Origin of the sequence: Aeromonas media (assembly GCF_000819985.1) — a bacterium.
Taxonomy (GTDB): domain Bacteria; phylum Pseudomonadota; class Gammaproteobacteria; order Enterobacterales; family Aeromonadaceae; genus Aeromonas; species Aeromonas media.
This window is the reverse complement of record NZ_CDBZ01000197.1, coordinates 728-25,158: the sequence shown is the minus strand read 5'-3', so window position 1 is coordinate 25,158 and position 24,431 is coordinate 728. Positions and strand designations below refer to the sequence as shown.

Annotated in this window: 21 protein-coding genes; 9 read left to right on the top strand and 12 right to left on the bottom strand. The window is 63.4% G+C overall.

From position 1 onward, the window contains the following. Window positions 1-53 precede the first annotated feature (53 nt). Complete coding sequence (locus tag BN1127_RS16830; RefSeq protein ID WP_042650194.1) at window positions 54-3,617, top strand: ATP-binding cassette domain-containing protein; 3,564 nt, start codon at window positions 54-56, stop codon at window positions 3,615-3,617. A gap of 43 nt (window positions 3,618-3,660) precedes the next feature. Here BN1127_RS16830 and BN1127_RS16825 read toward each other — a convergent pair whose 3' ends face one another. From BN1127_RS16825 to trmB, 5 genes are all read right to left on the bottom strand, one after another. Next, window positions 3,661-3,870: a YgdI/YgdR family lipoprotein gene (locus tag BN1127_RS16825; protein ID WP_041205103.1), complete on the bottom strand. Its 210-nt coding sequence runs from the start codon at window positions 3,868-3,870 to the stop codon at window positions 3,661-3,663. A gap of 202 nt (window positions 3,871-4,072) precedes the next feature. Continuing rightward, window positions 4,073-5,356, bottom strand: coding sequence for a sulfurtransferase (locus BN1127_RS16820; protein WP_005325213.1), 1,284 nt, complete (start codon window positions 5,354-5,356; stop codon window positions 4,073-4,075). A 38-nt stretch (window positions 5,357-5,394) separates the two neighbouring features. Beyond that, the gene (gene glsB, locus BN1127_RS16815; RefSeq protein ID WP_005325214.1) at window positions 5,395-6,315 is read right to left on the bottom strand and encodes a glutaminase B; all 921 of its coding nucleotides are present in this window, start codon (window positions 6,313-6,315) and stop codon (window positions 5,395-5,397) included. A gap of 99 nt (window positions 6,316-6,414) precedes the next feature. Then, window positions 6,415-6,747 carry a YggL family protein gene (locus tag BN1127_RS16810; protein ID WP_005325222.1) on the bottom strand — a complete coding sequence of 111 codons (333 nt, stop codon included), beginning with the start codon at window positions 6,745-6,747 and terminating at the stop codon, window positions 6,415-6,417. Between the two features lie 43 nt (window positions 6,748-6,790). Next, complete coding sequence (trmB, locus tag BN1127_RS16805; RefSeq protein ID WP_041205099.1) at window positions 6,791-7,504, bottom strand: tRNA (guanosine(46)-N7)-methyltransferase TrmB; 714 nt, start codon at window positions 7,502-7,504, stop codon at window positions 6,791-6,793. A 277-nt stretch (window positions 7,505-7,781) separates the two neighbouring features. On the opposite strand from trmB, the gene BN1127_RS16800 reads away from it, so the two are divergent. Both BN1127_RS16800 and BN1127_RS16795 read left to right on the top strand, forming a co-directional pair. Further along, window positions 7,782-8,849, top strand: a complete 1,068-nt coding sequence (locus tag BN1127_RS16800; protein WP_005325226.1) for a M28 family metallopeptidase — start codon at window positions 7,782-7,784, stop codon at window positions 8,847-8,849. Between the two features lie 201 nt (window positions 8,850-9,050). Next, window positions 9,051-10,232: an aminotransferase-like domain-containing protein gene (locus tag BN1127_RS16795; protein WP_005325227.1), complete on the top strand. Its 1,182-nt coding sequence runs from the start codon at window positions 9,051-9,053 to the stop codon at window positions 10,230-10,232. Window positions 10,233-10,359: 127 nt separating this feature from the next. On the opposite strand, the gene BN1127_RS16790 is transcribed toward BN1127_RS16795, so the two are convergent. Next, on the bottom strand, window positions 10,360-11,910 hold the full coding sequence (locus BN1127_RS16790; RefSeq protein ID WP_041205096.1) for an EAL domain-containing protein: 1,551 nt from the start codon (window positions 11,908-11,910) through the stop codon (window positions 10,360-10,362). Between the two features lie 261 nt (window positions 11,911-12,171). Here BN1127_RS16790 and BN1127_RS16785 point away from each other — a divergent pair, with 261 nt between their 5' ends. Next, complete coding sequence (locus tag BN1127_RS16785; protein ID WP_005325229.1) at window positions 12,172-13,077, top strand: TIGR01777 family oxidoreductase; 906 nt, start codon at window positions 12,172-12,174, stop codon at window positions 13,075-13,077. 64 nt (window positions 13,078-13,141) lie between these two features. Here the strand turns inward: BN1127_RS16785 and BN1127_RS16780 are convergent, their stop codons facing one another. Further along, a complete protein-coding gene (locus BN1127_RS16780) occupies window positions 13,142-15,583 on the bottom strand; it encodes an ABC transporter permease (protein ID WP_005325230.1) in 2,442 nt (813 codons plus the stop codon). After that, window positions 15,580-16,290 (bottom strand): ABC transporter ATP-binding protein, encoded by a 711-nt coding sequence (locus BN1127_RS16775; RefSeq protein ID WP_005325231.1) that lies wholly within the window; start codon window positions 16,288-16,290, stop codon window positions 15,580-15,582. Before BN1127_RS16775 ends, BN1127_RS16780 begins: the two co-directional genes overlap by 4 nt. A 57-nt stretch (window positions 16,291-16,347) precedes the next feature. Here BN1127_RS16775 and BN1127_RS16770 point away from each other — a divergent pair, with 57 nt between their 5' ends. Next, complete coding sequence (locus BN1127_RS16770; RefSeq protein WP_041205093.1) at window positions 16,348-16,956, top strand: arylesterase; 609 nt, start codon at window positions 16,348-16,350, stop codon at window positions 16,954-16,956. 103 nt (window positions 16,957-17,059) lie between these two features. On the opposite strand, the gene BN1127_RS16765 is transcribed toward BN1127_RS16770, so the two are convergent. The 3 genes from BN1127_RS16765 to BN1127_RS16755 form a co-directional block, all read right to left on the bottom strand. Next, window positions 17,060-18,004 carry a chemotaxis protein CheV gene (locus BN1127_RS16765; protein WP_042650193.1) on the bottom strand — a complete coding sequence of 315 codons (945 nt, stop codon included), beginning with the start codon at window positions 18,002-18,004 and terminating at the stop codon, window positions 17,060-17,062. A 349-nt stretch (window positions 18,005-18,353) separates the two neighbouring features. Further along, the gene (locus BN1127_RS16760; RefSeq protein WP_042650192.1) at window positions 18,354-19,424 is read right to left on the bottom strand and encodes a porin; all 1,071 of its coding nucleotides are present in this window, start codon (window positions 19,422-19,424) and stop codon (window positions 18,354-18,356) included. A gap of 317 nt (window positions 19,425-19,741) precedes the next feature. After that, window positions 19,742-20,152, bottom strand: coding sequence for a CBS domain-containing protein (locus tag BN1127_RS16755; protein ID WP_005325920.1), 411 nt, complete (start codon window positions 20,150-20,152; stop codon window positions 19,742-19,744). A gap of 152 nt (window positions 20,153-20,304) precedes the next feature. Here BN1127_RS16755 and BN1127_RS16750 point away from each other — a divergent pair, with 152 nt between their 5' ends. The 3 genes from BN1127_RS16750 to BN1127_RS16740 are packed head-to-tail and all read left to right on the top strand — an operon-like array spanning window position 20,305 to window position 23,517. Next, window positions 20,305-22,215, top strand: a complete 1,911-nt coding sequence (locus BN1127_RS16750; RefSeq protein ID WP_042650191.1) for an ABC transporter ATP-binding protein — start codon at window positions 20,305-20,307, stop codon at window positions 22,213-22,215. Further along, the gene (locus tag BN1127_RS16745; protein WP_042650190.1) at window positions 22,208-22,669 is read left to right on the top strand and encodes a DUF2390 domain-containing protein; all 462 of its coding nucleotides are present in this window, start codon (window positions 22,208-22,210) and stop codon (window positions 22,667-22,669) included. The genes BN1127_RS16750 and BN1127_RS16745 overlap by 8 nt, the downstream gene beginning before the upstream one ends. Further along, a complete protein-coding gene (locus BN1127_RS16740) occupies window positions 22,663-23,517 on the top strand; it encodes a 23S rRNA (adenine(2030)-N(6))-methyltransferase RlmJ (protein WP_042650189.1) in 855 nt (284 codons plus the stop codon). The genes BN1127_RS16745 and BN1127_RS16740 overlap by 7 nt, the downstream gene beginning before the upstream one ends. Window positions 23,518-23,598: 81 nt before the next feature. On the opposite strand, the gene BN1127_RS16735 is transcribed toward BN1127_RS16740, so the two are convergent. Beyond that, window positions 23,599-23,808 (bottom strand): hypothetical protein, encoded by a 210-nt coding sequence (locus BN1127_RS16735; protein ID WP_156139781.1) that lies wholly within the window; start codon window positions 23,806-23,808, stop codon window positions 23,599-23,601. Window positions 23,809-23,998: 190 nt separating this feature from the next. On the opposite strand from BN1127_RS16735, the gene BN1127_RS16730 reads away from it, so the two are divergent. Further along, entirely contained in the window at window positions 23,999-24,361 is a 363-nt protein-coding gene (locus BN1127_RS16730; RefSeq protein ID WP_042650187.1) for a DUF2061 domain-containing protein, read from the top strand. Window positions 24,362-24,431 lie beyond the last annotated feature (70 nt).

The window sequence follows — 24,431 nt, the reverse complement described above, 5'->3', positions numbered from 1 at the left end:
CCCATGAGCCGCCCCGCCCTGTCGGAAGCAACACAAAACAACAAGGACACCCTTTGGATCATCCGGAAATCTCGGCCGGCTGGCTGAGCCGCCTCTTCTATCACTGGACGGGCCCGCTGCAACGCAAGGGGCTGACCGAGCCCCAGGTCGGTCTCGACGATCTCTACCCCCTGCTGCCGGAAGACAGGCGCGACGCGCGGGCCGATGCCTTCCTCGCGCTCACCGCCGCTGCGCCGGTGCGCCCTTGGCCCATCATGGCCTTTATCTGGCGCCACTACCGCCGCCGCATCGGCCTGCTCACCCTGTTGCAGCTGATCGGCATGCTGGCCACCCTGGCCAGCCCCTGGCTGCTCAACCACAGCATGACCCAGCTCGGCACCGGGGCCAGCACCGGCCACAAGCTGTTGCTGGCCTTCGCCCTGTTTGCCTCGGTGCTCGCCGCCGGCATGCTGGCGGAGCACTCCCTGCAGCTGGCGCTCAAGATGCACGTCCCCATTCGCCGCCTGCTGGCCGAGTCCCTGCTCGCCAAGGTGATGAAACTCGGCGGCAAGAGCTTCGATGACAGGGCCGGTGGCCGGGTACAGAACCTCATCAACCGGGACGTGTGGGACATTACCTGGATATTGGCGGATCCCGCCATGCCGCTCACCATGGCACTGCAGCTGGCGGGCACCATAGCCCTGCTGGTATGGCAGGTGGGCAGCGCCGGCCTGGTGGGCTTTGTGGTGCTCACCCTGCTGCTGCTCCTCTCCACCCGGGTGGTGCGCCGCATGAACCAGCAGGAGCAGCAACTCAAGCGCCAGCAGGACGAGCGCAACGGCATACTGGCGGAGTACATCAAGAAGCTGCGGCTGGTGCGCCAGAACGGTCTCGGCACCTTCTTCACCCGGGCGGCCAACACCAAGCGTCAACAGGAACTCGTTGTGCTCGGCCGGGTGCTCAAGCTCGATGCCATCAACAGCTTCCTGATGATGAGCACTCCGCTGCTGGTGACGCTCGCCACCTTCACCACCTATCTGGCCTCGGGCCAGAGCCTGACCCTGCCCCAGGTGTTCACCACCATAGCCCTGTTCGCGGTGCTGCGGATCCCCATGATGCGGCTGCCCTACCTCATCCGCACCCTGATCAACTTCAATACGGGCTTCAACCGGCTGTGCGAGTTCTTGAATGGCCCGGAGCAGCATCGGGATCTCACCGACCCCAGCCTGCCGGCAGGCAGCCTGCGGCTAGACCGCGTCACCGCCCTGCACCAGCAAAAAATGGTGTTGCAGGACGTCAGCCTCAGCATCCAGCCGGGGGAGCTGGTGGGGATCACCGGGGCGACCGGCGCGGGCAAGAGCTGCCTGCTGCACCTGGTCGCCGGTTTTGACAACGACTTCGAGGGGAGCATCCACCGCAACGGCCGGGTGGCGCATCTGGGCCACAAACCCTGGCTGATGAACGACAGCATCCGCAACAACATTCTGTTCGGCCAACCCTGGCACGAGGAGCGCTACCACTGGGTGCTCGGTGCCTGCGCCCTCACCACGGATCTGGGACTGCTGAGCCACGGGGATCGGACCCTGGTGGGTGAGCTCGGCACCCGCCTCTCCGGCGGTCAGCAACAGCGGGTCGCTCTGGCCCGCGCCCTCTATGCAGAGGCCGACATCCTGCTGCTGGACAACCCCCTGTCTGCACTGGACCCTATCGTCTCGGCCCAGGTGCTGGAGCAGGGGCTCGCCTTCAAACCGGGACCGACCCGGCTGCTGGTGAGCCACGATCCGGATGTGCTTGCCCACTGCGATCGAGTGATCCGTATCGAGCAGGGCCGGCTGGTGGAGCTCGACGCCCGCCAGTTGGCGGATCTTATCCAGCATCCGCTCCCCACCCCCATGGTGGCGCCTCAGGAGGCGGAGCAGTTCAGCGAAGAAAAAGTGGTGGAAGGCAAGGTGGACTGGGGGCTGTTCGGCTTCATGTGGCAGCGCCTGGCCGCCCCCGGCGCCATCCTGATCGCCCTGCTGCTCACCCTGGGTCAGGAGGGGCTGCGCATCGCCTCGGATCTCTGGCTCGGCGGCAAGGCCGAGGTGAGCGATGTGGGCACCCTGCTCGGCATCTATGTGCTGTTGGGGGCGGGCTCCCTCGTCTGCATCATGGTGGTGCGGGTCATCAACTACAAACTCGGCCTCAAGCTGGCCTGGACCCTGTTCGACGGCATGCTGGGTCGCATCAGCCGCGCCCCCATGGCCTTCTTCGACAAGGTGCCCCAGGGGCGCATCCTCAACCGCTTCGACCGGGATCTCGGGGAGGCCCAGGAGGTGCTGCTGTCCATGCTGATGGGGCTGTTCGGCATGCTGGTCTCTGTGCTGCTGCAGGTGGTGGTCATCGGCATCAACATTCCCCTGCTGCTGCTCATCGCCCCCCTGGTGGGCTGGGCGCTCTACGTGCTGCAACGGCGCTACCGGGCAGTGCAGCTCAAGCTGCGGCGCCAGTCCTCGGTGCTGCGTTCCCCGCTCTACATCAGCATCAGCGAGACCATTCGCGGTGCCCCCGCCCTGCGTCTGGCCGGGGCCGAACGCTTCGCCCTGGATCAGGTGCTGCATCACTATGACAACAACCTGCGCAGCTGGTACACCACCACCTCCATCAACCGCTGGCTCGGCATGCACCAGACCCTGCTCTCCGCCGCCCTGGTGGGGGCAGTGGCACTGATGGTGGCCTTTGGCAACAGCCCGCTGCTGGGGGCCGTGGCCATCACCTACGCCTTCACCGCCTCGGCCATGCTCAACTCCCTGATCCGTACCTTCGCCGAGGTGGAACAGGTGATGAACGCAGTGGAGCGGGTGCGTGAATACAGCGAGATAGAGAGCGAGCGTCAGGAGGGAGAGGCCCTCGCCACGCCCCATCCGGCGGTGCGTTTCGACAACCTGGGACTGCGCTACCCGGGTGCCAGCCAGTGGGCCCTGCACAGGGTCAACTTCGAGCTGGCCCCCGGCGAGAAGGTGGGTGTCTGTGGCCGCACAGGGGCGGGCAAGAGCTCCCTGCTCGGGGTGCTGCAGGCCATGTATCCGGTATCCCAGGGGGAGATCTACTACGGCGATCAGCCGCTCTCTGCCCTGGCGCCGGAGGCAGTGCGCGCACTCTATGACACCGTCTCCCAGATCCCCCTCACCTTCTTCGGCACCCTGCGTGCGAATCTCTCCCCCCTGAGCGAGCAGAGCGACGCCGCGCTGGAACAGGCGCTGGCCCGGGTCGGCCTGGCCGAACGCTGCGCCGGCCGGCTGGACGAAGATCTCGACAGGCTGCAACTCTCCGCCGGCGAGACCCAGTTGCTGGTCATCGCCCGCATTCTGCTGTCGCACCGCCCGCTCATCGTGCTGGACGAGGCCACCTCGGATCTTAGTCACGGCGGCATGCGCAAGATGGCGGAGTTACTTTATCGCTACCGGCCCGAGGCCAGCTACCTGGTGATCGCCCACCATCTGGAGCCGCTGCTGTCGGTGGACAAAGTCGTGGTGATGGAGGCAGGTACCGTGGTGGAGCAGGGCTCGCCGGTCAGCCTGTTGGCCAATCCGGGCTCCCGCTTCCATCAGCTGTTCGCCGGTCAGGTGAACCGCCAGGTGGGGGAGCTGACGGGCTGAAACAAAAAGGGCTGCCCGCGGGCAGCCCTGTTCGTCGTGCGTCTCAACGTTCCATGATCTGGGTGATGTCATCCTTGTTGATCAACATCTCCCGCCCCTCTTCGTCGTAGTAGCGGTACATGCCCGTGTCCTCATCCAGCCTGGGCTTGCTGTCGGTGGTAATCATCTTCCCGTCCCGGGTGCTCATGATGTATTGGGAGCTGCACGCCACCAGCCCCAGCATGCACACCAGGATCATCATCAGTCGTTTCATTGCCCGCCTCTTCTCCCTCCGGCATCCTCAGGACGAGGATGTTTCTTGAAGCCTAGCTCAAGCACCGCCCCCTGAACGAGTGCGGCCAGAATATGAAAACAGCGATATTGATCAGAGAGTTAACAGCGGGATGAGCCAGGAGGCGCCAATGAAAAAGGCCGGACATTCGTCCGGCCTTTACCAGGGCAACGCATTGGCGTCATCAGCCCTTGGGCTTGCGCTCACCGGTGACGGTGGGGTTCGCAGGATCCGAGCTCCACTCGTACCAGCCGCCGTCGTAAACGCTGATCCGCTTCCAGTCCATCAGCCAGGCGTAGAAGAAGGCCTCGGAGGCGCGCCAGCCGGTACCGCAGTAGAAGGCGGCCTGCTGGGTCGGTTCGATGTCCCACTCATCCCACATGGCGAGGATTTCGCTAGCCGGCTTCATGGTGCCGTCCGGGTTGTGGAAGTCACTCATGCTGTTGGCATCCACGCCGCCGCGACCCCACTTGGCACCGGGAATGTCGCCCTTGGGCTTGATGTAGCTGTAGCCGGAGGTGTTGCCGACAAACTCATCCCAGGTGCGCACGCTGACCAGAGCGCCATCGGGCTGCTCGAGCAGCGCCTTGGCCTGGCTCAGGGTGGTGTAGTACTCGGGATGGGCCGGAATGGTCACGCCAAACTCCTTCACCGGCTCAAACTTGTTCGCCAGGCCCGTTTCGGTGCGCAGGTGCTGCACGAACCAGGCATCCAGGCCGCCATCCAGCAGGCGTACGTCTTCCACCCCGGCATACATCATCAGATGGGCGGCACGGGCCGCCGCCATGGTGTTGCGACCATAGAGGATGACGGTGGTGTCGTGACGGATGCCGTTCTCCAGCAGCAACTGCTTGAGGGCTTCGTCAGAGACCTTGTTCCACAGCGGCTCCGCCTCCAGGCGGTTGGTGTCGATGTAACCAGCCCCCGGAATGTGGCTCAGCAGATAGGCCTTGGGAGCCCCCCAGTCCACTTCGAACACCTTCCACTCCCCCTTGGGGGCGGCAGCCACCGGCTTGCCTGCCTGCAGATCGGCGAGCCAGAGCGGATAGACCAGTTGCTGCCAGCGGGCCAGGTGCTCGCGCGGCGCGCTCTGCCAGCCCTGCAGCTCGAACAGCTGCTTGATGCCCTGCTGGCGCAGCAGGCGGGCCACCTCGGCCACTTCCCGCGGTGCGCCGTAGAGGGCGACCGGGAGATCGGCCTTCAGCCCCTTGCTCGCGAGCGCCTTTGGCCACTCTTCATCGCTGTATTTCCACTCGGCGGAGAGGTGCTCGGCACCGGCCACATGGCCACCCTGCGTCTCGCCCGCCATGGGCCAGCCCTGGTAGAAGTAGCTGGGGCGGGTATCCAGAATCACGGCCTGCTTCGCCTTGGCATCGGCCAGGGAGAGGGAGGGCAGTTCGGCGGCCAGGGCGGGCCAGGCACACCAGAGCAGCAAGGCGGCCAGGCCGCTTCGCCACAGTCCTGTCATTCGTTTCATGATGTTGTCTCGATGCATAGTGAACAAAGTTAAAAAATGGAGCGGCCCAGGCGCTCGGCCAGCAGCTCCAGCGCCGCCGTGCCCGCCAGGGAGTTGCCCGCCTTGTTGAGCTCGGGGGACCAGACACAGACCGTCAGCTCGCCGGGGATCAGCGCCATGATGCCGCCCCCCACCCCGGACTTGCCCGGCATGCCAACCCGATAGGCAAAATCACCGGCTTCGTCATAGAGGCCGCAGGTGGCGAGCAGGGCGTTGACCTGCTTGGTGGTGCGGGCAGGCAGCAGGGGCGTGCTCTCACCGAGCGGCACGCCACGGTTGGCCAGATAGATGAATGCCCTGGCCAGATCGACGCAGCTCATGCGGATGGCACAGGCATTGAAGTAGCTCTGCAGCACCTTGTCCACCTCGTTCTCGAAGTTGCCATAGGCCTTCATCAGGTAGGCGATGGCGGCGTTGCGGGCGGCGTGCTGATATTCGGAGCGGGCCACCACCTGATCCGCCATGATGGCAGGATTGCCGCACAGGCGCCGCACCAGCTCCAGGGTACGCTGCCGGGGGGCGGTAAGCCGGGTCTCCAGCAGATCGCTCACCACCAGGGCACCGGCATTGATGAAGGGGTTGCGGGGAATGCCGTGTTCGAACTCAAGCTGGATCAGCGAGTTGAACGGCTGGCCTGACGGCTCCTTGCCCACCCGGGCCCAGATCTCCTCCTCCTGATAGAGGGTGAGTGCCAGCGTGAGGCTCAGGGCCTTGGAGATGCTCTGAATGGAGAAGGGCTCGAAGGCGTCACCGGCGGTGAACAACTCCCCCTCCACGGTACAGACGGCGATCCCGAGCCTGTCCGCCGGCACCTGCGCCAGCGCGGGAATATAATCGGCCACCTTGCCCTGCCCGAGCAGCGGACGCACCTCTTCCAGGATGCTGGCCAGTAATTCGGATGACAACACCATCGACGATTCCATGAGATGAGACGAGGTGAGGCGAGGCTCACCGACAAAAATCCCGCCGGCGGCGGGATTTTCTATGTGCCCGTGACAGGCAATCCGATATCAGGCCGGCTCACCGTACCAGAGGTCGAACAACTCGGTGACCACCACCGCTTCCATCCCCTTGCCTTCCAGCCAGGATTTGACGACGGCGCGGTCTTCTTCGGTACACTTGCCCAGTTGCTGGGTACAGATCATGCCTTCCCAGGCCAGGTGGCCCGAACCGGCGAAGGCCAGTTTACGGGGTTCAACAACCTCATCGATCATCGCATCGACTACCGCATCGATGGTCTCTTCGGCAGTGCCGACCGGGAAGTTGAAACTGATGTCGAAACCCATTTCCTGGAATTCATCGACGCGCAGTTTCTTACGCAGACGACGGCTACGATTGGCCATGATAGCTCCTCAAGTTAGTGGATACGCGAGTTGACGCGCCAGCTTAGCTGACACGTTTGAAAATCAGATCCCAGACCCCGTGACCGAGACGATGGCCACGTTGTTCGAATTTGGTCAGCGGGCGCCAGTCGGGGCGCTCCACCCAGTTGCCGGTGGCGGAGGTGTTCTCGTACCCTTCGGCGGCACTCATCACTTCCAGCATGTGTTCCGCGTAGTTTTCCCAGTCGGTGGCCATGTGGAAGACGCCACCGATGGCGAGCTTCTGGCGAATGTCCTGAGCAAACGCCGGCTGCACGATGCGGCGCTTGTGGTGACGGCTCTTGTGCCAGGGGTCCGGGAAGAACAGCTGCAGGCAGGCGAGCGAGCCGTTCGGGATCATGTGCTCCAGCACTTCCACCGCATCGTGACAGATCACGCGCAGGTTGGTGACGCCCGCCTCCTGGGCGGTGCCGAGGCAGGCACCCACACCGGGAGAGTGTACCTCGATGCCGATGAAGTTCTTCTCGGGGGCATTCTTGGCCATCTCCACCAGGGAGGCGCCCATGCCGAAGCCTATTTCCAGCACCACCGGGGCCTCGCGGCCAAACAGCGCCACCATGTCCAGCGGCGCCGGTGCGAAATCGATGCCCATGACCGGCCAGAGCTCTTCCAGAGCCTTCTCCTGCCCTTTGGTCAGGCGGCCTTCGCGACGGACGAAGCTGCGGATCTTGCGCATGAACTTGCCGTCTTCGTTAAATACATCTTGGGTCACAGGCATAATTGTCTCGTTATTTCATCAATCCGGGTAACAGAACCGGGGGCCATCCGGGTTAAGGGCGACCTGGGTGGTTCGTTATTTCATCAATCGGCAAAAACAGGGGAGCGAATTATCCCAAGATAGGCCCAAGGCGCAAGTGTTTCGCACAACAAATCCCCCCTGACTGACCAATTCCGCCCCTGCGGTTGACAAATGCCACCCCCTTCACAGAATCTCCCGGGCGTCAGGTGCATCCTGACGCGGAAAAATAAAACCATACACAACAAAGGATTGCAGTATGAAAAAAGCCCTGTTGACCCTCGTCATCCCGTCCCTGCTGGCCGGGTGCAACACCTCTGACAATGACTCCCAGCCCCCTGCGCCCGCCACCCAGGCCTATGAATACCTGGTGCAACTGAGCTCGAGCGCCGAGGGGATAGGCGCCAGACCCACGGGGACCGAGGCCGAAACCCGCGCCGCCGCCTGGATCCAGGATCATCTGACTGGCTGGGGCTACGAGGTGCAGAACCAGCCCTTCAGCTACACCCGGGGCGGCACCGACAGAACCTCCCAGAACCTGGTCGCCGAACTCAAGGGTCAGAGCGACAAGGTAATCCTCATCGGTGCCCACTATGACAGTACCGGCGAGAAGAAGGGATCCGAAGGTGCCACCGACAACGGCGCCGGTGTCGCGGCCCTGCTGGCGGTCGCAGAGGCGCTCAAGGATCAAACCCTGCCCTACACGGTGCGCTTCGCCTTCTTCGGAGCGGAGGAAAACGGCCTCAACGGCTCCAGGGCCTATGTCGCCAGCCTCGACGGCGACGCCGTCGCCAAGCTGCTGGCCATGGTGAACTACGACACCATCGCCGGGGGCGACATCGTCTATGTCCACTCCGCCCACTCCGACGTGGCCGAGTACAACTGCGCCGAGCCAAGCCGGTACAGCTTCGATCCCAAGGTGCGCGATCGCCTGCTGACCATCTCCAAGCAGAGCGCCACCCCCTTCGCCATCCACCCCAGCTACGACGGTTACCCGGAAGGGGAAACCGGCAGCTGGTCGGATCACGCCCCCTTCGCCTGTCTGGGGGTGCCCATCGCCTACGTGGAGGCCACCAACTTCACCATCAACGGGGAAGATGGTTATGACGGCTACTCCCAGAGCACCAACCCGGCGCTGTGGGATTGCTACGACGAAACCAGCAAGAGCGCCTGCGATCGGGACAGCGAGACCCAGTGGGGCAAGATCTGGCACACCGAGCACGACCGCCTCGACAAGATGGCCGAGCTGTTCCCGGGCCGGGTCCAGCAGCAGCTCGGTGCCAACACGGATCTGATGATCAGCTTCCTCAAGGCGCCGGGGATCTGAGTGCCCCATCCCGACCGATGAACAACTGGCAGGGCTTTTTGCGCCCTCGGCCAGGGTCGAAGCGATAAAATTCGGGCAGGTGCCAAACCTGCCCTTTTTTATGGATTTTTGTGACAGCCATTGCCTCATTTCTGAAATCTGATACAAACGGATAACCTGGCGGTTGAATGGAGCGACCGCCACCTAGTCAGAGAGAACCCTATGCAGCCGTTTTTTGCCCAGCGCTTCGAGAAGGTAGAGCCTTCGTTTATCCGTGAAATCCTCAAAGTCGCCGCCAATCCGGAGATCATCTCCTTCGCCGGCGGCCTGCCCAATCCTCATCTGTTCCCGGTCAAGGCCATCGAGCAAGCCTGCCAGGACGTGCTGCACGAGCAGGGCGCCGCGGCGCTGCAATACGCCACTACCGAAGGGTTCGCCCCGCTGCGCCAGTACATCGCCGACCGCTACCTGAGCCGCCACGGCATGGAGGTCAACCCGGACAACATCCTCATCACCAGCGGCTCCCAACAGGCGCTGGATCTGCTGGGCAAGGTGCTGGTGGACGAGGGGCAGGATCTGATCATCGAAGAGCCGGGCTACCTGGGTGCCATCCAGGCGTTCTCCGTCTATCAACCGAACTTCAAGCCCATCACCCTCGGGGAAGAGGGACTGGATCTGGCCGCGCTGGATGCGCTGCTGGAGCAGGGTTCCAGCGCCAGGCTGCTGTACGGCGTGCCGAACTTCCAGAACCCGAGCGGGGTCTCTTACAGCCGCGCCAACCGTGAAGCCCTGGCCGAGCGCCTGGTGCGCCACGATCTGCTGATGGTGGAAGACGACCCTTATGGCGAGCTGCGCTTCGAGGGGGAACATCTTCCCCCCATCGCCAAGCTGGCGCCGAACAATACCGTGCTGCTCGGCTCCTTCTCGAAGACTGTCGTACCCGCCTTCCGTCTGGGCTGGATGCTGGTACCGGACTGGCTGCGCAAGAAGGTGACCATCGCCAAGCAGGCCACGGATCTGCACAGCAACGCCTTCAGCCAGCAGGTGCTGCACCGCTTCCTGACCGATCACTCCCTCGACGCCCATCTGGAGAAGATCAAGGAGGTCTATGGCCGCCAGCGGGCCGCCATGGAGGCCGCCCTGAGCCGTCATTGCCCGCCCGGCGTCAGCTACACCCGTCCCGAGGGAGGCATGTTCCTCTGGCTGACCCTGCCGCCCAGCGTCAGTGCCATGGCCCTGTTCGACGAGGCGATCAAGGAGAAGGTGGCCTTCGTGCCCGGTGCTCCCTTCTATGTGCGCCCCGAGATCCAGAACACCCTGCGCCTGAGCTTCTCCTGCGTGGATGAGGCCACCACGGAAGAGGGCATCAAGCGCCTCTGCCGCGCCCTGGCCCGCATGCTCTGAACCCTCTGAAGATGAAAAAAACCAGCGACCCGGGTCGCTGGTTTTTTTATGTCTCGCCGTCAGCCCCGGTGAGCGGGCAAGACGTGGATGGGCAGACCATTGGAGCCGCTAGCCAAGGCGCGGCCCCTCAGGCTGACGATCCCTTCTGGGCGGGTAGCTGGCTGGCAAAGACAGTCATCGGCATGGGCCTGCCATAGAGGTAACCCTGCTGGAAGTCCACCTTGCGCGCTTTCAGGTAATCGGCCTGAACCTGGGTCTCCACCCCCTCAGCCACCAGCAGCAGACCGAGCCGGGTCGCCAGATCGATGACGTTCTCGACGATGTGGCTGGAGAGCGCATCCGACCCTATCATGCCGACGAAACTCTGATCGATCTTGAGGAAGTCCACCTGGAAGGTCTGCAGATAGGTCAGGCTGGAGTGGCCGGTGCCGAAGTCGTCGATGGCGATGAAGACCCCGAGCTGGTGCAGCTCGGCGAACAGCCGGTCAGTCACCTCGTCCGCCACGATGAGCTCGCGCTCGGTCAACTCCAGCACCAGCTTGATGGGGTTATCCCGGAAGGCATAGATGAAGTCCCGGCAATCGTCCACCAGGCTGAGATCCTTGCAGTGGCTGGCGCTGATGTTGAAACCGAAGTGGAACCCCCTGGGCAGCTTATCCGCCAGGGGGGCAAACGCCTCCCGCACCTGGGCCATCAGCAACCGGGTCATGGGGACTATGAGGCCGCTGTCTTCCGCGAGCGGAATGAAGCGATCCGGCGAGATCATGCCCTGGCGGGGATGTTGCCAGCGCATCAGCACCTCGCAGCCGCTCCAGTGCGCATCGTCCCCGGTCACCACGGGTTGCAGGTAGGGAATGAACTCCTGCTGATCCAGCGCACGCTTCAGCTCCTGGGTCGGGGAGGTCGATCGTCCCGTCAACCAGAAGATCCCCACCCCGAACAGCAGGCTCAGCAGGGGATAGACGATGATGCCGACCTTGGAGTAGTCCCAGATATGGGCCCTGTACTCACCGACCGATACCCTGGTCACCACCTTGAACGGATACCTGGTCGAGCGCTCCTCCAGATAGCCCTGGCTGCCCGGGGGGATGAGCTTGTCGGTGAGCTGACTGTCCCGCAGCAGCATCTCCTGGCCGACCACCAGGCCGAGGGGGGAGTTGCGGCTCAGCATGTCCAGAATGTTGAGCAGGTAGTAACCATCTATACCCACCAGCACGCTGAACGCACCGATCTCCTCCCGGTAGACGATGAGGGGACGATTCGGGGTAACGGGATTGCCCTTCATCAGGTCGAGCTTGCCATCCGCATAGTCGCCCAGCCGGATCTCCCCGCTGACCGGCCCATAGAGGGAGGTGCAGTAGATGGTCGTGCCCTCGGCCAGGTTGACGCTGCGCACATCCGGCACCGTCGCCACCTGATCCCGCAGCCCCTGCACCACCTCGAGGCAGGGCTTGTCCAGGCTGCCGCGAAGGGCCGACGCCGCCACTTGGGCGTTGTCCAGAGTACGGTCAAACATCAGCCTGGCATGTTGCAGCCGCGCCACCGCATCCTGCCGCACCCCGGTGGCGGTCTGCCAGACGATGATGGCCAGTCCCAGCACCATGGGCAGCAGACCCGCCAGCAGGGCACAGACCAGCCGGACATAGAATTGACGCACCCTTAAACGACGAAATGGCATAACTGCCCTCATGGTCACGGCGAAAAAGCGGACGAGTTTACTCGCTGCTGTCCGCTTGGCAAGTAATGGTGATGCGTCCAGATACAAAGCGAATGGCGGCATGGTCGACAAATACCACCCCCATCGACGCTTCGTGCCGCCGCCAGCGCAAGGTGCACTAGCATGCCCCATCGTGAATTTATAATGCTCATAAAAACAGGATCTTGTCCATCCAGCGCCCAGCCTCTAGAGTAGAGCGAACAGCCGTCAGGGAGGCAGGACATGAAGATACTGATCACGGGAGGCACAGGCTTTATCGGCCGCCGCCTGGTGGCACACCTCAAGGTGGCGCATGACGTGGTGGTGTTGACCCGTCAGGGTAGCCGGGCCTATGAGCTGCTTGGCCATGACGTCACTCTGCTCGACAACCTGGACCGGCTGGACCACCTCAACGACGTGGACATCGTCATCAACCTGGCCGGGGAGCCCATCGCCGCCGGCCGCTGGAGCGAATCCCGCAAGCAGTTGTTGTGCAACAGCCGCTGGCTGCTGACCGAGCAACTGGTCGATCTCATCAAGCTCTCCAGCACGCCACCCAGATTGCTGCTGAACGCCTCCGCCATCGGCTGGTATGGCCGCCAGGGGGATGAGCCTCTGGACGAGCGCTGCCACCACCCTCACGACGAGTTCACCCACCGGCTCTGCCAGCGGTGGGAGCAACTGGCCCTGCAAGCCCGCGGCGCCCAGACCCGGGTCTGCATAGTGCGCATCGGCCTGGTGCTCGGCACCGATGGCGGCGCCCTGCCCAGGATGCTGCCCCCCTATCGGCTGGGGCTCGGCGGCCCCATGGGCCCGGGCACCCAGACGATGAGCTGGATCCATGTGCAGGATCTGGTGCGGGCCATGCTGTTCCTGCTCGAGCACGACGAGTGCGAGGGGATCTTCAATGGCACGGCCCCGCAGCCGGTCAGCAATCGCCAGTTCAGCCAGACCCTGGCCAGCACACTCCATCGCCCGCACCTCTTCTTCGTGCCAGCCCAGGTGCTTCGACTGCTGATGGGCGAGGCGGCGGATCTGCTGCTCACCGGCCAGCACGTCCTGCCCGCACGCTTGCAGGAGGCGGGGTTCCACTTCACCTATCCGGCCCTCCCCGAGGCCCTCGGCAACCTGCTGCAAGCCCCGCGCTGAAGCCATTATGAAAAATCCCGACCGAAGTCGGGATTTTTACGACTGGCACCTCGCCAGGGAGCTGTCAGAGCAGCCCCTGCCCCAGACCTCTTAACCGGTCGCTCAGGGTGCCCGCCAGCAACTGGCGGCGCATGCCCTGACCGGCCAGGGTCACCAGCAGGGCCCCCAGCAAGGGCAGGCCGGCCCAGATGGCCCAATGGAACTGCCACTGGCCATCGAACCACCACCACTGCAGGCCAAAGGAGCAGAGCTCCACCACCATGGCGGCGCACAGCCCCGCCAGGGCGCCACTGGCCACCAGTTCCCAACGCAGCATCTTCTCGAGCAGTTTGCTGCCCGCCCCCAGGGTGCGCATCAGCAGCAGCTCCCGGCGCCGGGCGGCCATGCTGGCCTGGGTCTGGGTCAGCAGCACCAGCAGGGCGGCCACCGTCACCAGCCCCAGCATCAGCCCCAACGCCCGGCTCACCTGATCCGAGACCACAGTCAGCCGCCCTATCAGATCCTCCACATCGATGAGACTCACCGTGGGGTGGCGACGGATGATCTCCACCTCGGCACTGCGTCCCTCAGGCGGCAGGCGATAGCTGCCAAGCCAGGTCTGGGAGAAGGGGGCCAGCACGTCCGGCGAGAAGATCATGTAGAAGTTCGGGCGCATGTTGTCCCACTTGATGGACCTCAGGCTGGTCACCCTGGCCTCGAAGCTGCGCCCCTCTATGGTGAAGCTGAGGGCGTCCCCCAGGGCGATGCCAAGCTGGCCCGCCAGCACCTCGTCGACGGAGACCTCCCCCTTGCCGCCGAGCCACTGCCCCGAGGTGACCTGGTTGTCGGGGGGCAGGGTCGCCGTGGTGGTGAAGTTGAGCTCGCGGTTCACTCCCTCCCGCGCCGCATCCTCACCCACCGCCTGACCGGCGATCCGGGTCAGACGCCCGCGCACCATGGGGTAGAAGTCCGAGGTGATGGCCCCGGCCTTGTGCAGGTCCGCCAGTATGCCGTCGCGCTCCCCGTCGGCCACATTGACCAGGAAGCGGTTGGGGGCATCCGCGGGTAGGCGGGCGGAGAAATCATCCAGCAGATCGACCCGCGCCGCCCACAAGAGCCCGAACAGCATGAGCGCCAGGGCAAAGCCCGCCAGCTGGAACAGGCCGCTGCCGCGCTCGCGGGAGAGGTGGCTGATGGCCAGACGCAGGGCATGGGGCCCCTTGAGCCGACCACCGAGTCGCAGCAGCCCGGAGGCCAGCAGCGCCAGCAGCACCATCAACAACCCCATGCCCCCGATGAGACCGAGCGCCAGCCTGACATCGGCGGTAAAGCCCCAAACCAGCCCGAACAAGCCGAGCAGGCCAACCGGCACCGTCAGCCAGGGGGGGATGCCCGCCTCCAGCTCCCGGCGCAGCACCCGCAGCGGTGGCACCTTGAGCAGACGCAGGAAGGGGACGAAGGCCAGCAGCAAGGTGATGAAGAAGGCGACCGCCAGACCCAGGGCGAAGGGACGCCAGGAGGGCGGCGGCAGATCAGCTGGCAGCAGATCCCCCAGCAGTTGCAGCGTCAGCCACTGCATGGCGCTCCCCGCCACCAGGCCGATCAGGGCACCTATCAGGGTCAGGGAGGCGAGGAGCATCCCCATCAGTTGCCAGAGGGTACGCCGCGACGCTCCCAACGTCTTGAGCAGCGCCACCATGTTGGTCTGGCGCTCGGCGAAGTGGCGCACCGCTATGCCCATGGCCAGCGCCCCCAGCAGCACGCCGGCCAGGGACGCCAGGCGGAAGAAGCGCTCGGCATTGGCCAGGGACTTGCCGACCTGGGAGCCCTCATCGCCCGGCTTGATCAGCTTCTGCCCAGCCGTCAGCTTGGGCTTGAGCCAGCGATCATAGCGGGCGACCCCCTCCCGGGATCCCTTGATGAGATAACGCCACTGCTGGCGGCTGCCCGGCAAGAGGGCGCCGGTCGCCTCGATATCGGCGCTGTGGATCAGCGCCCTTGGCGCCATCTGGAAGGGGCTGAAGCCCTGATCCGGCTCCTGGCCCAGCTCCCCCGCCACCGTCAATCTGGTGTTGCCGACCTCCAGCTCGTCCCCGAGTGTGGCGCCGAGCAACTGCATCACCCGGGCGGAGAGCCAGATCTCGCCGGGCGCTGGGGCGCGCTGGGGCATCAGCTCCAGCTTGCCATAGAAGGGAAAATCGCCCGGCACGGCGCGAATGGACGCCAGTTGCAGGCCATCGCCGTGAAACAACATGCTGTTGAAGCTGACCGTGGTCTGGACGAGGAGCCCCTCCTGCTTCGCCTGGGCGAGCCAGGCCTCGGGCGCCGGGGTGGCGGAGCGCAGCACCCGATCCGCCCCGATGAAGTCGCGGCCCGAGGCCTTGAGCCCCGCATCCAGCCGATCCGCCACCAGGGCCACACTCAGCACACAGGCCACGCTCAGGGCCAGCGCCAGCACGAACCAGCGCAGCTCCCCGCTGAAGCCTTCCCGGCGCAGCAACTTGAAACCCAGTCGCCACTGACTCATGACAACTCTCCCACCCTGGCCGCCGCAACGGGCTCCACCTCCAGCCGTCCCGCCGCCATCACCAGTTGCCGCTGGCAGCGCTGGGCCAACTCATGATCATGGGTCACCACCACCAAGGTGGTGTTGTGCTCACGGTTGAGGCGAAACAGCAGCTCGATCACCGTCTCCCCCGTCTTGCTGTCGAGGTTGCCAGTCGGCTCGTCCGCCAGCAGCAGGCTGGGCCGGGTCATGAAGGCCCGGGCGATGGCGACCCGCTGCTGTTCCCCCCCAGATAGGCGCGGCGGCAGGTGGTGCAGCCGCTCGGCCAGCCCGACCTGGGTGAGCAGCTCGCGGGCCCGGGGCTCACAGTCGGTCTCGCCGCGCAGCTCGGCCGGCAGCATGACGTTCTCCAGGGCACTCAGGGTGGGCAGCAGCAGGAAGGACTGGAACACGAACCCCACCTGCTCGGCGCGCAATCTGGCCCGCCCCTCCTCGTCCAGCCGGGTGAGGGATTGACCCAGGATCTCTATCTCGCCGCTGCTCGGCAGATCCAGCCCGGCCAGCAGGCCGAGCAGGGTGGACTTGCCAGAGCCGGAGGCACCGACCAGCGCCAGCGTCTCGCCGGTATTGACTTGCAGATCGATCCCTTCAAGGATGGTGAGACTTTCCTGGCCGAGGCGAACGGTTTTGCCGAGCCCCCTGACGGTGATAATGGGCGTTGAACTCATGATACGTTTCCTGTTTGCCTGAACCTGTAATGACCATAGATCTTGGGAGTTGAATGCATGATACGTGTCTTGTTCGTCTTGAGTTGCCTGTGTGGCTGGCTCTCATCAGCTCAGGCGCAAACCCTGCTGGTACTGGGGGACAGCCTGAGTGCCGGCTACCAGATGCCGGCCGAACAGAGCTGGCCTGCCCTGCTCAATGAAAAATGGCAGCAGCAGGGTGGCGAGCACAAGCTCATCAACGCCAGCATCAGTGGTGAAACCACCCAGGGAGGGCTGGCCCGCCTGCCCGCCCTGCTCGAGGAGCACAAGCCTGACTGGGTGCTGATCGAGCTCGGCGGCAACGATGGCCTGCGCGGCTTTGCCCCCGCCATCACCCGGGCCAACCTCACCAAGATGGTGGCGCTGGCCAAGGCCAGCCAGACGAAGACGGTGCTGACCCAGATCCAGTTGCCGCGCAACTATGGCGCTCGCTACCTGCAGCAGTTCGAGCAGATCTTCCCGGAGCTGGCGCAAGCCAATGGCCTGCCGCTGATGCCCTTCTTTCTCGATGATATTGTGCTGCGCCCTGAACTCATGATGAACGATGGGATCCACCCCACGGCGGCGGCGCAGCCCCAGATCCGCGATCGGGTAGCCCGCTTTATCGAACCCCTGCTGACCCAGTGACCCCAGGGGACGGCATTGGCCCCTGCCCGCCAAAACAGAGCACCCGCCTTGGCGGGTGTTCTGTTATCGATTTGGTTTGAGGCGATAAGCCCTTGAGTCGGGTTCAAGCCCCCAGGATCTGGCGCATGCGCTCCTGGGTAACCCCGACCAGCAAATCAGGCTGGAACTTGGAGATGAAGCGATCGCATCCCACCTTCTTGACCATGGCCTCGTTGAAGTTGCCGCTCAGGGAGGTGTTGAGGGTGATGAAGAGATCGGCCATGCGCGGATCGCTGCGCACCTCGTGGGTCAGACGGTAGCCATCCATCTCAGGCATCTCGGCGTCCGTTATCATCAGCATGATCTCGTCAGTCACCTTCTTGCCCGCATCGCACCACCCCTTGAGCAGCTTGAGCGCCTGCAAGCCATCCTGGCACTCGATCACCTCGAGGCCGAGCTGGGCGAGGGTCTCGCGCACCTGATTGCGGGCCGTGCTGGAGTCATCGACGATGAGCACCCGGCGCCCCTGCATCTGGGGCAGGATCTCCTTGTCCAGCACCTCCGCCGAGATGCGGATGTCATAGGTGATGATCTCCGCCAGCACCTTCTCCACGTCGATGATTTCGACGATCTGATCGACCCCGCCCTCCGGGACACGGGTGATGGCGGTGAGGTAGTTGGCGCGGCCCGCCGAACGGGGGGGCGGCAGTATGTCCTTCCAGGTCATGTTGACGATGTGGGCCACCTGCCCCACCAGGAACCCCTGAATGGTGCGGTTGTATTCGGTGATGATGAGGTTGGATTCGTTGTCGACCGCCATGGGGCGCATGCCGATGGCACCGCGCAGGTTGATGACGGGAATGGAGACGCCGCGGATGTTCGCCACGCCGCTGATGTTGTGATGGGAGCCCGGCATCTTGTTGAGATGGGGCAGCTTCACCACCTCCCGCACCTTGAAGACGTTGATCGCAAAGAGCTGCTGGGTACCCAGCCGGAACATCAACAACTCCAGGCGATTCTCCCCCACCAGCTGGGTACGTTGATCCACTGAATCCAATATGCTCGCCATATAAAGCCCTTACGTCCGTTTCCCGAGTGCCGCCCCGCGATGGGGCGCCAGCATGCCAACCAGACCCGCATTCTCCCGGCAGGAGCAACGCAAGTCTCTATAGAAATAATGAAAAGGGTCGAGAAAAGATAGGAACTTGGCCACGGGACGTGATCCTCGCCCCATAGCCCAGTGACAGTCGTCCCTCATCGCCACCGACCCGACACAGAGAGTTATCGACCAGCAGGGGACAATGCTGAACCCGGGATTGGCCTGACGCCCGATAACACGCCCACCCGATGTGGCGCCCATAAAAAAACCGGCCGCAAAGCGGCCGGTCCAAAAATACAGTAGGCAGTCAGGGAATGACTTAGAAGTGGTACTGCATGGCCACGCCAACGACGTCGTCGGTGTTCTGGCCGAACTTGTTGTACCCGTCAGTGCCGTCGCTGCTCAGCAGGTTGGCCTTGTAATCAACGTAGACATCGAAGTTGTCGTTGATGTTGTACCAGGCACCGATGGACACGTACTCGGTCAGGGTATCGTCAATGTTCTGGTCGGCGTCTTTCACGTCCAGACGGTTGTACGCCAGGGACGGCTTCCACTGGCCCCAGGTGTACTGAACTACGGCTTCGTAACCGTTGCTCTCGCTAACGTAACCGTTGTTGCCGGCATTGTTAACGTAGACATGGTCTTCGCCATAGGCATAGGTCGCGGCAGCATACAGGTTGTTGGCTGCGTACTTGATGCCGACTGCGGTCAGCTTGGCGTCTTCGCTGCCACCGAAGTTGGAGTTGGCAGCCTGATCGGCGGTCTTGCCGGCCTGGTTATAGGCCAGACCCAGGCTGATGCCCATGTCGAAGTTGTAGTTGGCAGACAGGGCGTAGCCCTCTTCGGAGCCCTTGGTCCAGCTGGACGCGCTCTCGTTCTGCGCTTCGTTCTCGCCGGTGAACTGGGCACCCAGCACCAGGCCGTCGAAGGTGTAGATGTACTGAGCCAGGCCGTTGGTACGACCGGTACCGAACACTTCGGTACCCTTGCCCAGGCCATCTCCGCCCCACTCCGGCAGAACGTCGGTGTAGTCGTTAACGGCCTTGGCAATCAGACCGTCCTGACGACCGTAGCTGAAGGCGCCGAAGCGATCGTTCTTGATGCCAACGTAGGCATAACGCAGCTCGTTGTCGGAGCTGTTGGTCGGGACGTTGTACTGCACAAAACCGTTGGCGACGGTTTCGTCGTTGATGCGGGTCTCGCCAGCGATGTTCAGACGCAGGTAGCTCTGATCGCCACTCTCGTCGTCGTTGTCGCTGCCGTAGTACATGCCTTGAACACGGCCACCGATGTCAAGCTTGGTACCATCCTGGTTGTAAACGGTAGAAGCTTGTGCACCACCGGCCAGCAGCAGGCTGGAGATGGCCATCGTCAATGCTGTCTTTTTCATTGTTCGTTCCTCTGAGGTGTAAACCAGACCTGTGCTCGGTCGTTGTCATTTTGAATCGGGTTCATTTCCGATGACCTAGGGTAGATCTGCGAACCTTGATGGGAACTGAAGCTGGGGTCGATTTATTAGAAAAACACGATGCAATCCAGTCATTGCGACACCAAGTGTCACAAAGGCCGATTAATTTGGAATTTTAAACCACAAAAGACATAAAACAAGAACAATAAAAACGCCTTATATCGATATAACAGACACTTGTATCGAGTGGTGTTCAATAAGGGCCAGGTGGGGTGGGCTCCATGCGCACCCAAGAAGCTTCAGGTCGGTTGCCAGCCCCGCATGACGCGCAGCAGGTCTTTCCAGCTGACGATGCCCACCAGGGCGCCGTTTTCCAGCACCGGCAGGCAGGAGACATGCTGCTCCAGCATGATGCTGGCTGCCTCCTGCAAGGAACGTTCGGGAGAGATGGTGATGGGCTCGCGACTCATGATCTGGTGGGCGCGTCGGTTGAGGGTCTCGGTGTCGCGGTTCATCTCGGCATCCGTGTCGAGATAGGGGCTGATGGCGCGCAGCAGATCCCGATCCGAGATGACCCCCACCAGCACCTCCTCCTCCACCACCAGCAGGTGGCGAAAGTGAGCCTGCTCGAAAATCGCCTTGATGACATTGAGCCTGTCATCCATGGAAACGGTCGCAACCCGGGTCGTCATGATCTCTTTAATCAACATGGAAGCCTCCCGCCCCCTGACAGATGTCTCTGTTATGGCACGTTTTTCTTGCCGCAGCCAGCCATGCCCACCAGCCTCAAGTGCAAATCCGAGTCATTTCACGTAAGATCCGCGCCAGTTTCTCCCCTTCATTGAGCCAAGCAGATCCATCCATGATAGTTGCCAGTCAAATCGAACTGATCCGCGGCGGCCGCACGCTGCTGGACAACGCGTCCGCCACCATACACCCCGGCCACAAGGTGGGCCTGGTGGGCAAGAACGGCTGTGGCAAGTCCACCTTCTTTGCGCTGGTGCGGGGCGAGCTGGCCATCGACAACGGCAGCTTCAGCCTGCCCGCCGGCTGGCAGATTGCCGGCGTGGCCCAGGAGACCCCGGCGCTGGACTGCTCCGCGCTCGAATACGTGGTCGATGGCGACAAGGAGTTCCGCGCCCTCGAAGCCCAGCTGGCCCAGGCCGAGGCGGATGACAACGGCATCCTGGTGGCCGAGCTGCACGGCAGGCTAGACACCATAGGCGCCTACAGCATCCGCGCCCGCGCCGCCGAGCTGCTGCACGGCCTGGGCTTTGGGGGCGATCAGCTCGACTCGCCGGTGCGTAGCTTCTCCGGTGGCTGGCGCATGCGCCTGAACCTGGCCCAGGCCCTGCTCTGCCGCTCCGATCTGCTGCTGCTCGATGAACCGACCAACCACCTGGATTTGGATGCCGTCATCTGGCTGGAGAAGTGGCTCAAGGGCTATCAGGGCACGCTGGTGCTGATTTCTCACGACCGCGACTTCCTCGATTCGGTCATCAACCGCATCATCCACATCGAGAACGGCAAGCTCAACGAATACACCGGCGGCTACTCCGACTTCGAGCTGCAGCGCGCCGAGCAACTGGCCCAGCAGCAGTCCATGTACGAGAAGCAGCAGCGGGAGATGTCCCACATGCAGGCCTATGTGGACAGATTCCGCTACAAGGCCTCCAAGGCCCGTCAAGCCCAGAGCCGGCTGAAAGCCATGGAGCGGATGGAGAAGATACTGCCCGCCCACGCCGACTCCGAGTTCAGCTTCGAGTTTCGCGAGCCCTCGGCCCTGCCGACCCCCCTCATCGCCATGGAGAACCTGTGCGCCGGTTACGGTGACAAGGTGATCCTGGAGAAGATAAAGATGAACCTGGTGCCGGGCTCACGCATCGGCCTGCTGGGGCGCAATGGCGCAGGCAAGTCCACCTTCATCAAGATGCTGTCGGGCTCCAATGCGCCGCTCTCCGGCAAGCTGGAGGTGAGCGCCGGGGTCAGCATCGGCTACTTCGCCCAGCATCAGCTCGAGACCCTGCGCCTGGACGATACCCCGCTCGATCACCTGGCCCGCCTCGCGCCGGACAAGTCCGAGCAGGAGCTGCGCAACTACCTCGGCAGCTTCGGCTTCCACGGTGACAAGGCGCTGGACAAGGTGGCCCCCTTCTCCGGCGGTGAAAAGGCGCGGCTGGTGCTGGCCCTCATCACCTGGCAAAAGCCAAACCTCTTGCTGCTGGATGAACCGACCAACCACCTGGATCTGGAGATGCGCCACGCCCTGACCATGGCGCTGCAAGGCTTCGAGGGTGCCATGGTAGTGGTCTCCCACGACCGTCACCTGCTGCGCACCACCACCGATGACTTCTATCTGGTGCACGGTGGCCGGGTCGAGCCGTTCGACGGCGATCTGGACGACTACCACAAGTGGCTCGGGGAGCAGGAGAAAGAGGCCAACGCCAAGCCGACGGACGGCCCCGTCTCGGCCAACTCGGCGGTGGCACGCAAGGATCAGAAGCGGCTCGAGGCCCAGTTCCGCCAGCAGACCCGGCCACTGCGCCAGAAGCTCGAGAAGCTCGAGGCCAGCATGGAGAAGCTGCAGGGCAAGCTTGGCGACATCGAGAGCCAGCTCGCCGATCCCGCCATCTACGAAGAGAGCGCGAAAACCAGGCTCTCCGAGCTGCTCAAGTCCCAGGGCCCCCTCAAGGAGCAGCTGGAAGAGGTGGAGCTGGAGTGGATGAGCCTCTCTGAGGAGCTGGAAACCATGGAGCAGGCCTTCTTTGCGTGATGAACGGCTGATGGCAAGCGATCGGGTTGCCGTGCACGAACTGCCGACGCCGCTCGGCTTCTGGCACTGGAGCGGCAAGGTCTATGGCGAGCGAAGCCAAGACTGGCTCAATGTGCAGAGCCAGGGGGGCAACGTCAACCTGGCGCTCCTGCTGCATCATCTGGACTTGCTCGGCATCCCGGTCGATCTCACCGATCTGCAACCGGCCCTGGTCCAGACCGAGGCCGTGCTGCTCCCCTGGCGCACCCTGCGCCAGCAAGCCAAGTCACGGCTGGCCGAGGAAGAGTACCAGGCCATGCTGGCGCACGAGCTGGAGCTGGAGCGGCTGCAACAGGGGGTCCTGCTGCAGACCCTGCGCGGCCTCTCCCTGTTTCGTGGCAAGAGCCACAACCTGTTGAACTATCTATCGTTACTGGGTGCCCAGCAGGGCCCCCTCAGAGACCTAATATGCTGAGCTACCGCCACGCCTTTCACGCCGGCAACCACGCCGACGTCCTGAAGCACGCCGTCCAGGCCCTGATCATCGAGTCCCTCAAGAAGAAGGAGAAACCCTTCATCGTGCTGGACACCCATGCCGGCGGCGGTCTCTATGACCTGCGCGGCGACTGGTCCCAGAAGAAGGCGGAGTACGCCGACGGCATCGGCCGCCTGTGGGACGAGCGGGCCCAGTGGTCAGCCATGGCCCCCTATCTGGGCGTCATCGAGGAGATGAACAGCGATGGTCAGCTGCACTACTACCCGGGCTCGCCGGAGCTGTCGCGCCGCCTTATCCGCGATCAGGACAAGCTGGCGCTGATGGAGCTGCACAACAACGAGGTGGAGGATCTTCGCGCCAACATGGGCTACGACCCCCGTGTCGCCGTCCACCATCGCGACGGCTTCGAGGGGCTGGTGGCCCTGCTGCCGCCGACGCCGCGCCGGGGGCTGGTGCTCATCGACCCTCCCTATGAGCTCAAGGAAGATTACTTCGCCGTGGTCGATACCCTTAAAAAAGCACAGAAGCGCTGGGCCACCGGCATCTATGCCCTCTGGTATCCCATCCTCGGGCAGGAGGCGGACAAGTCCCGCGATATGCTCAAAGCGATCAAGCGGGAGAACTTCGGCAACGTCCTGGTGGCGGAGCTCGAAGTGGCCGGCCAGACCGCCGACTGGGGCATGAACGGCTCAGGCATGCTGATCGTCAGCCCCCCCTGGATGCTGGACGAGCAGATCGAAGCCTTCCTCAAACCCCTGTGCGCCAAGCTGGCCCAGGGCGCCGGTGCCCAGTACAGGGTGGAGTGGCTCAACAAGGCAGCCGACTGACCCCCTTACCGACCGCAAACACGATAAAGCCCCGAAAGGGGCTTTTCTCTGTCTGCCGTTGCCGGGATGACACCGCTCGCCTCAGGCCCTGACGGGCATATCCCGCCAGAGCGCCAGAATGAGCAGCGCCAGCAGAGCGAAGGGCGGTACCAGGCAGAGCAGCACGCACAGGACGGTGACAAGCACAGGGTGGCGGCTCTTGCGCCGGGCCAGTCGCCAGGCCACGACGCCGACAAGGATCATCAGCAGCAGGATGAACAGCACGGATGAACAGCACATAGATGTTGGCATTGATGGTCATGAAAGCTCCTTTTTCATGGCAAAAGGCACACTCTAACGCCGTTGTGGCCCCAGGCAACTCCCAATCTGGTGGCTTCTCCCCCGGTTGATAGGCATTTTCTATTTCGCCGATAGATGAGAATGGTTTTCATTTGATGGAGTTCTGGGTAATACTGCCTTTATCGCCAGAGGAGACACCATCATGAAAAAGACCATCAGCTTCGCCATCCTGCACTTCAGTGTCGCCTTCACCGTGGCTTACCTGCTGACCGGCGAACTGCTCACCGCCAGCCTGATCGCCCTGATCGAGCCCGCCGTCAACACGGTCGCCTTCTACTTTCACGACCTTGGTTGGCACAAGCTCAAGCCCGATCACAGCCTGCAGGCCAAGACCAGCAGCTTCGCCCTGGTGCACTTTTCGGTGGCCTTCGCCGTCGCCTACCTGCTGAGCGGCGAGCTGCTCACCGGTGGCGTGATGGCGCTGATAGAGCCCGCCATCAACACCATCGTCTTCTTCTTCCACGAGCGGCTGTGGCGCGCCCGTCAGTCGCTGGCACTGGCCTGAGGGAGGGGCTGCGGCCCTTCCCTGCACCTGGACAAGCTTCTCTCCCCTGGCAAGGCCCCCCTTGCCATAC

Coding starts and splice junctions, on each gene's coding strand:
- BN1127_RS16750 (WP_042650191.1), top strand. CDS start 20,305: ATGATAGTTGCCAGTCAAATCGAACTGATCCGCGGCGGCCGCACGCTG.
- BN1127_RS16730 (WP_042650187.1), top strand. CDS start 23,999: ATGAAAAAGACCATCAGCTTCGCCATCCTGCACTTCAGTGTCGCCTTC.
- BN1127_RS16765 (WP_042650193.1), bottom strand. CDS start 18,004: ATGGCGAGCATATTGGATTCAGTGGATCAACGTACCCAGCTGGTGGGG.
- BN1127_RS16760 (WP_042650192.1), bottom strand. CDS start 19,424: ATGAAAAAGACAGCATTGACGATGGCCATCTCCAGCCTGCTGCTGGCC.
- BN1127_RS16770 (WP_041205093.1), top strand. CDS start 16,348: ATGATACGTGTCTTGTTCGTCTTGAGTTGCCTGTGTGGCTGGCTCTCA.
- BN1127_RS16785 (WP_005325229.1), top strand. CDS start 12,172: ATGAAGATACTGATCACGGGAGGCACAGGCTTTATCGGCCGCCGCCTG.
- BN1127_RS16775 (WP_005325231.1), bottom strand. CDS start 16,290: ATGAGTTCAACGCCCATTATCACCGTCAGGGGGCTCGGCAAAACCGTT.
- BN1127_RS16820 (WP_005325213.1), bottom strand. CDS start 5,356: ATGACAGGACTGTGGCGAAGCGGCCTGGCCGCCTTGCTGCTCTGGTGT.
- BN1127_RS16740 (WP_042650189.1), top strand. CDS start 22,663: ATGCTGAGCTACCGCCACGCCTTTCACGCCGGCAACCACGCCGACGTC.
- BN1127_RS16795 (WP_005325227.1), top strand. CDS start 9,051: ATGCAGCCGTTTTTTGCCCAGCGCTTCGAGAAGGTAGAGCCTTCGTTT.
- BN1127_RS16735 (WP_156139781.1), bottom strand. CDS start 23,808: ATGCCAACATCTATGTGCTGTTCATCCGTGCTGTTCATCCTGCTGCTG.
- trmB (WP_041205099.1), bottom strand. CDS start 7,504: ATGCCTGTGACCCAAGATGTATTTAACGAAGACGGCAAGTTCATGCGC.
- BN1127_RS16780 (WP_005325230.1), bottom strand. CDS start 15,583: ATGAGTCAGTGGCGACTGGGTTTCAAGTTGCTGCGCCGGGAAGGCTTC.
- glsB (WP_005325214.1), bottom strand. CDS start 6,315: ATGGTGTTGTCATCCGAATTACTGGCCAGCATCCTGGAAGAGGTGCGT.
- BN1127_RS16790 (WP_041205096.1), bottom strand. CDS start 11,910: ATGCCATTTCGTCGTTTAAGGGTGCGTCAATTCTATGTCCGGCTGGTC.
- BN1127_RS16810 (WP_005325222.1), bottom strand. CDS start 6,747: ATGGCCAATCGTAGCCGTCGTCTGCGTAAGAAACTGCGCGTCGATGAA.
- BN1127_RS16800 (WP_005325226.1), top strand. CDS start 7,782: ATGAAAAAAGCCCTGTTGACCCTCGTCATCCCGTCCCTGCTGGCCGGG.
- BN1127_RS16825 (WP_041205103.1), bottom strand. CDS start 3,870: ATGAAACGACTGATGATGATCCTGGTGTGCATGCTGGGGCTGGTGGCG.
- BN1127_RS16755 (WP_005325920.1), bottom strand. CDS start 20,152: ATGTTGATTAAAGAGATCATGACGACCCGGGTTGCGACCGTTTCCATG.